The organism is Flavobacterium sp. FG19, from assembly GCF_057809475.1.
Map to the genome: position 1 here is coordinate 21,570 of NZ_JBMDKA010000045.1, position 6,000 is coordinate 27,569.

Annotated in this window: 4 protein-coding genes; 1 reads left to right on the plus strand and 3 read right to left on the minus strand. The window is 36.5% G+C overall.

The features are described from left to right. Positions 1-216: 216 nt before the first annotated feature. From infB to rimP, 3 genes are read right to left on the minus strand one after another with little or no spacing between them, the layout of a single operon-like run. On the minus strand, positions 217-3,102 hold the full coding sequence (infB, locus tag ACODST_RS26475) for a translation initiation factor IF-2 (protein WP_488935101.1): 2,886 nt from the start codon (positions 3,100-3,102) through the stop codon (positions 217-219). 49 nt (positions 3,103-3,151) lie between these two features. Continuing rightward, positions 3,152-4,402, minus strand: coding sequence for a transcription termination factor NusA (gene nusA / locus ACODST_RS26480; RefSeq protein ID WP_488935102.1), 1,251 nt, complete (start codon positions 4,400-4,402; stop codon positions 3,152-3,154). A 13-nt stretch (positions 4,403-4,415) separates the two neighbouring features. Then, positions 4,416-4,880 carry a ribosome assembly cofactor RimP gene (rimP, locus tag ACODST_RS26485; protein ID WP_488935103.1) on the minus strand — a complete coding sequence of 155 codons (465 nt, stop codon included), beginning with the start codon at positions 4,878-4,880 and terminating at the stop codon, positions 4,416-4,418. A 173-nt stretch (positions 4,881-5,053) separates the two neighbouring features. Between rimP and ACODST_RS26490 the strand changes: the two genes are divergently transcribed. Next, positions 5,054-5,878: a universal stress protein gene (locus ACODST_RS26490; RefSeq protein ID WP_488935104.1), complete on the plus strand. Its 825-nt coding sequence runs from the start codon at positions 5,054-5,056 to the stop codon at positions 5,876-5,878. The last annotated feature ends 122 nt before the right edge of the window (positions 5,879-6,000 follow it).

Consider the following 6,000-nt stretch of genomic DNA (forward strand, 5'->3'; position numbering starts at 1 on the left):
GGCATACTAAAAAAACGCAAATCACTAAAACAAAGAAACAAACATTTCTGCGGCCATTGCAATCCCCAATTACAAAATTCCGTTTCATATTATAAAATGAAACACCTTTACAAAAATGAAACTCATCAGTAATACCTGTAAAACCATACCCGCACAATTTCTGTCAAAAAAAAAGTCCCAATTTTCATTGGGACTTCGCATATAAGTTATCGAATATTATTTCAATTTCTTTTTGATGGCTACTTCATGGTAAGCTTCAATAACATCATTAATTTCGATATCATTAAATCCTTTTATCTGAATACCACAGTCATAACCTTTAGTTACTTCTTTAACATCATCTTTGAATCGTTTTAAAGCAACCAATTCACCTGTATGTACTACAACCCCATCTCTGATAACTCTAATCTTAGAAGTTCTTAAGATTTTACCATCTGTTACCATACAACCAGCAATCGAACCTACTTTAGAAATTTTGAAAATCTCACGAATCTCAGCATTACCTAAAACTTCTTCTTTCATTTCTGGTGCTAACATTCCTTCCATCGCATCTTTTAAGTCATCGATAGCTGCGTAAATAATAGAGTAATAACGGATATCAATTTCTTCTTTATCTGCCAACTGCCTTGCATTTCCTGCTGGACGAACGTTAAATCCAATAATAATAGCATCTGATGCAGAAGCCAAGTTAACATCTGTCTCCGTAATCGCACCAACTCCTTTATGAATGATATTAATTTGAACCTCTTCTGTAGACAATTTAGAGAACGAATCGGACAATGCTTCAACAGATCCATCCACGTCTCCTTTAAGAATTACATTCAATTCTTTAAACTGACCAAGAGCAATACGACGTCCAATTTCATCAAGCGTAATATGTCTTTGAGTACGAACAGACTGCTCACGCATTAATTGAGAACGCTTAGATGCAATTTGTTTAGCCTCTTTTTCATCTTCAAAAACATTAAACTTATCACCTGCTGTCGGTGCTCCGTCTAAACCTAGAACAGAAACCGGAGTTGAAGGTCCTGCCGATAAAACAGTATGCCCTCTCTCATCATGCATCGCTTTCACTTTACCATGATGTTTTCCTGCCAGCATATAATCTCCAATTTTCAGCGTACCCTGCTGTACTAAAATGGTAGACACATATCCTTTTCCTTTATCTAAGTAAGCTTCTACAACAGTTCCCTGCGCTGCTTTATTTGGATTTGCTTTTAAATCTAAAATCTCAGCTTCTAATAAAACTTTCTCTAATAATTCTTTAACTCCCGTTCCGACTTTTGCAGAAATATCATGTGACTGAATTTTTCCACCCCAATCTTCAACAAGTAAATTCATACCAGCCAAACGCTCTTTAATTTTATCAACATTAGCATTTGGTTTATCAATTTTATTGATGGCAAATATAATTGGCACTCCCGCAGCCTGTGCGTGAGAAATTGCCTCTTTTGTCTGCGGCATGATATCATCATCGGCTGCTACCACAATAATAGCAATATCGGTAACCTGAGCTCCACGTGCACGCATCGCGGTAAACGCCTCGTGACCCGGAGTATCCAAGAATGCAATTTTTTGTCCGTTATCTAAAGTAACCCCGTATGCTCCAATGTGCTGTGTAATACCTCCCGACTCACCAGCGATAACATTTTCTTTACGGATATAATCCAGTAAAGAGGTTTTACCGTGGTCAACGTGTCCCATTACAGTTACAATTGGTGCTCTGGTTACTAAATCTTCTTCTCTGTCTTCAACAACCTCAATTGCTTCTTCGATATCAACCGTGATAAATTCTACATCATAACCAAATTCGTCAGCCACAATAGTTAACGTTTCAGCATCTAAACGCTGATTCATGGTTACCATGATACCAAGAGACATACAAGTTCCAATTACTTTCGTAATCGGCACATCCATCATAATCGCAATTTCCCCTACTGTAACAAACTCGGTAACTTTAATTGTTTTACTTCCTTCGTCAAGCGCTCTTTGCTCATCATCAGATTTCTGACGGTGTGTTTCTCTTTTATCTCTTCTATATTTAGCCGCTTTAGATTTCCCTCCTTTACCCTGAAGTTTTTCAAGAGTTTCTCTAATTTGGTTTTTTACTTCTTCTTCAGTAGGCTCAACTTTTGCTACGATAGCCGGACGGTTTCCTTTTACAAAACCTGGCCTAGAACTTCTGTTAGCATTAAATCCTCCTCCCTGATTATTCTGTCCTTGTTTATTTGGATTTGGAGTTCCGCCCTGACCCTGAGGATTATTTCCTTGTGCAGGTTTTACAGCTCCGGGCGTACCTGGTTTAGGAGCAATTCTTTTACGCTTATTTTTGTTTGCGTTATTTCCTCCTGCTCCCGGTACTCCACCGCCTTGTTTGTTTTGATTGTTTTTAGGATCCTCTTTCTTTTTCTTAGGCTTATTAAACTGAGACAAGTCAATAGTCTGCCCGGTAAGAGTCGTTCCTGATAATTTTTGATATTGAGTAGTAATCGTATCTTCTGAAGTAGCCGGATCCGTAGAAATAATCGGCTCCTGAGCTGTTCTTGAATTTTCCGCTTTTACTTCTTTTTTCTCGGTAATAATAGGTTTTTCAACGTTCTTTTCTTCAGAAACAGCTGCCTTTGTTTCAGACTGTATCGTTTCTTTCTGAACTGGTTTTTCTGTTTGAGGCGGAGTAACAGTTTTTGGCTCTTCAGCCTTTACTGGTTCTTCAGAAGAAACAGCTGCAGGTTTCTTTGGATTTAAATCAATTTTACCCACCTGAACCGGTCCGGTCACAACAGCTCTTGCTTTAATAATTTCCTGTTGTTTCTGACGCTCCTCTTCTTGTCTGCGTTTGTCCTCAATTTCCTTTTCACGCTCAATACGCAGCGCTTCTTTTTCTTTTCTTTTTTCTTCTCCTACTTCTTTAGAAGCTTCCTTATTCCCCTTATCGCCCGCAAATTGGCTCTGCAGAATATTAAATTCACTGTCAGAAATTTTAGCGTTTGGATTTGCATCAATAGCAATTCCCTTATCTTTTAGATAATCAACAGCTCTTTCTAACGAGATATTTAACTCCCTTAAAACCTTGTTTATTCTTATTACTCTCTCTTCAGACATATAACCTTTTTATTATTACCTTTTTTCGTTGTGTTGCAAGAGTCTGTTTTTAACTATCAAACTCTTCTTTTAGTATTTTCATCACATCCAGAATTGTTTCCTCTTCCAGATCTGTCCTTCTTACTAAATCTTCTACTTCTTGTCTTAAAATACTTTTAGCTGTATCAAGACCAATTTTTGCAAATTCCTCTATAACCCAGCCTTCGATCTCATCTGAGAATTCAGTTAATTCTACGTCGTCGTCGTCTTCTCCGTCAGCAGAATCACCTTCTCTTATTACATCCAGATCATAACCTGTTAAAAGACCGGCTAATTTAATATTGTGCCCTCCTCTACCAATTGCTTTTGAAACTTCTTCCAATTTCAGGAAAACTTCAGCTCTTTTATTTTCTTCGTCAATTTTGATCGAAGAAACCTTAGCAGGACTTAATGCTCTTGTAATAAACAACTGAATGTTGTTTGTATAGTTGATTACATCGATATTTTCGTTTCCTAACTCACGAACGATTCCATGAATACGCGATCCTTTCATACCTACACAGGCACCCACCGGATCAATTCTGTCATCATAGGAGTCTACTGCTACTTTTGCTTTTTCTCCAGGGATACGAACAACATTTTTAACAGTAATTAAACCATCAAAAACCTCCGGAATTTCCTGCTCAAATAATTTCTCCAAAAACTTCTCTGAAGTTCTGGACATTATGATCTGAGGCTTGTTACCTTTTAATTCAACACTTTCAATAATCCCTCTTACGTTATCTCCTTTACGGAAAAAATCAGATGGAATTTGTTTTTCCTTTGGAAGCACAATTTCATTTCCTTCATCGTCCACTAAGATAACAACTCTTGGACGAACATGGTGCACTTCGGCAGTATAAATATCACCAATAATATCTTTAAATTGTTTATAAAGATTCGTATTATCGTGTTCGTGAATTTTTGATATTAAGTTTTGACGCAAAGCCAAAATAGCTCTTCTTCCTAAATCAATCAGCTTAACCTCTTCAGAAACTTCTTCTCCAATTTCAAAATCCGCTTCAATCTTTCTTGCTTCTGTCAGCGTAATTTCTTCGTTCTCAAAATCAAGATCTTCGTCAGCAACAATAACTCTTCTTCTCCAGATCTCCATATCTCCTTTATCCGGATTTATAATGATATCAAAATTATCGTCAGAACCGTATTTTTTCTTCAATGCATTTCTAAACACGTCCTCCAAAATTGCCATAAGCGTTACACGATCAATAAGTTTATTATCTTTAAACTCTGAGAATGAATCGATTAATGCTAAATTTTCCATGCGAATTCTTTAATTAAAATGTTACTGTAACAACTGCCTCTTTAATTTCTGTATAAGGTATTTGTTGTTCTTTTTGAACTGTTTCTTTTCCTTTTCCTACTTTTTTCGGTTCTCTTGCCTTCCAAGACAAAATTATAAAAACATCGTTAGCTTCTATCAATTCTGCTTCGATTTTTTCATTATTTGTAGTAACAATCAGTGTTCTACCAATATTTTTCTTGTATTGTCTTATCAATTTCAAAGGAGATCCAACTCCAACAGAAGCTACTTCAAGAGAAAAATCCTGTTCTTCACGATCCAGATTATTCTCAATCGCACGACTGATATCAATACAATCCTGCAATGCAACCCCGTTATCCCCGTCTAAACCAACACTAATTTTAAAAGAATCTGAAACCGTCAGATCAATCAAAAAGATCGATGGCTTTTCCAAAAGAGCTTCTGCAATTAATCCGTTTACTTTTTCTTTAAATGTCATAATTTTATAAAAAGAGGGGACATTCAGCCCCCTCATTATTTAGATTTTATTAAATAACAGCGCAAATATAGTGATTTTTTTATAAATCAAATAAATAGATTGCTGCAAAAATATTTCCTATCTTTATAAGACCAAATTAATAATGAATTTTTTAAACACTTAACCCTAAAATCATGAAACGAATTTTAGTACCTACTGACTTCTCAGAACACGCAGAACACGCCTTAAAAGTTGCCGCCCAAATCGCCCGAAAAAACGGTTCTGAGATTATTATCCTGCACATGCTTGAATTTCCGCACCAGTCAAATGACGCCATCTTTGGAAGTGTAAGCATTCCCGAAACCATGCTTTTCATGCAGAAAGCAAACGAAACCCTCGATAAAATTTCAGAAAGCGCTTTTCTGGAAGGAATTCCTGTAACTGAAATAGTAAAAATGGATAAACCTATCCACGGAATCACCCAAATCAGCAAAGAACAAAATATCGACTTAATCGTTATGGGATCTCACGGATCTTCAGGTGTAGAAGAATTACTAATAGGCTCTAATACCGAAAAAGTAGTTCGAAATTCAGAAATTCCGGTCCTGGTCATCAAAAAAGACACCCCGGATTTCAACGTTTCTAATATCGTTTTTGCTTCTGACTTCACAGAAGAAACCAAAAAACCATTTGAAAAACTATTAAACTTTGCCAGATTATATGACGCAAAATTACATTTAGTTACCATCTGTACCCCAAACAGTTTTAAGCCAACTCATATTATTGAGAAAACAGCTAAAGATTTTACAGATGAGTTCAAACTTGACAATTTCGAAACTCATATCTACAATGATACCAATATCGAAAACGGAATTATCAACTTCTCCAATCGTGTAAATGCAGATGCAATAGGGATGTGTACACACGGCAGGACCGGCTTTGCACATTTCTTTAACGGCAGCATCAGCGAAGGACTGGTAAACCATGCTGTAAGACCTGTAATTACACTTAAAATTTAAATGCAGTTCACCCAAAATTCATTCCATAAAAAAAAGCCTCTCAAACGAGAGGCTTTTTTGTTGGTCCACTAGGACTCGAACCTAGAAAGACGGCACCAAAAACCGTAGTGTTACCATTACAC